A 1,169-nucleotide genomic window follows, 5' to 3' on the forward strand; every position below is an offset into this window, starting at 1 on the left:
TACAGCTGTTAGTATCAACCCAACCCTAAATTATGAAACATCACCAGACTATGGGGATGGCGTTGTGCAGGATCAGTTTACTGCGTTTGGTGGTGCTGAAATTGCGCTAACAACAAACGGTTATCTCAATAAAGTATTAGCTGAATTGACTGGCGGAAGAATGGTCGGCGGTGGTGTATTGCGATCTGCTGATGATATTACACCGGATGGAGCCTTCGCCTATCGTCGTAAGAAATCAAATGGCGCATACCGTTACACAATTTTTTACAAAGGACAATTCTTGTTATCGTCTGACGAATCCACAACTTTAGAAGGCAGCACCGTTTCATATACACATCCTGAATGGACAGGAAACTTTGTTGATGTTCCAGGCGTCGGCTATATGTGGTCTGTAGACTCTGACGATGAGAATGTAGATCCAGAAGTAATCAAAAACTGGTTTACAAAAGTAACAGAACCAATTGACTTTGATGGAGGGACAGAATAATGGCGAGTAAATTACAAACAACAATCAAATTGAATTTTAAAAAAGCAAAAGGTGGGTATGAAAAGAAACAATTCAAATCTGCTGAAATTTTACCAGGATCAGTCATGGAAGATGCGACTGCTTTACAGGTAGAGCTTGAAGAATCAACTCAAACCAATGACATGGAAGAAATTCGACCAGTCTTGCGAAAATGTTATGACTTTATCGCAGAAGTCATTTTTGAAGGACAATTCACAGGTCAAGAATATTTAGACGGTATGGACGCTAGGGAAATTTTAAAAATGACCGGGCAACTCTTAGCCTCTGTAACTACTGGTTACGATGCTGTCTATGCAGAAACGAAAAAAAAGTAACCGACCTTTTACAACATCCTGACTTTATGTCTACACCACAATATCGTGAAATGGCGCTAAAAGTTGAACTGTTTGAAAAGGGATGGACTCTGAACGAAATAGAAAATACTGATTTATCTGAACTGATGAAGTTACTCGCGTTTCGTGACGGTGCCAAAGAATATCAAGATCTTAAATACCTTGATGAAAATACGATGTTCTAGGGGGTGACACTTTTTTGAACAATGAAGATTTAGTTTTAAAAATGATATTAGATGAATCCGGTTTTGCTTCCGGTTTGAATGCTGCTGTAAAAAAGCTAGGGGATTTTGACGGTAAAGTGGACAATG

At 39.1% G+C, this 1,169-nt stretch carries 2 protein-coding genes and 1 pseudogene; all 3 read left to right on the top strand.

The genetic code is table 11. The features are described from left to right. Positions 1-460 (top strand): annotated as a pseudogene (locus IGI58_RS18185) (major tail protein); the annotation flags it as partial. Between the two features lie 26 nt (positions 461-486). Then, the gene (gene gpG / locus IGI58_RS18190; RefSeq protein WP_429955520.1) at positions 487-840 is read left to right on the top strand and encodes a phage tail assembly chaperone G; all 354 of its coding nucleotides are present in this window, start codon (positions 487-489) and stop codon (positions 838-840) included. 26 nt (positions 841-866) lie between these two features. Continuing rightward, positions 867-1,043: a hypothetical protein gene (locus IGI58_RS18195; RefSeq protein ID WP_429955517.1), complete on the top strand. Its 177-nt coding sequence runs from the start codon at positions 867-869 to the stop codon at positions 1,041-1,043. Positions 1,044-1,169: the final 126 nt, after the last annotated feature.

The sequence above is a fragment of the Enterococcus sp. AZ020 genome (genome assembly GCF_050499205.1).
Lineage (GTDB): Bacteria > Bacillota > Bacilli > Lactobacillales > Enterococcaceae > Enterococcus_L > Enterococcus_L dunnyi.

Coding starts and splice junctions, on each gene's coding strand:
- IGI58_RS18195 (WP_429955517.1), top strand. CDS start 867: ATGTCTACACCACAATATCGTGAAATGGCGCTAAAAGTTGAACTGTTT.
- gpG (WP_429955520.1), top strand. CDS start 487: ATGGCGAGTAAATTACAAACAACAATCAAATTGAATTTTAAAAAAGCA.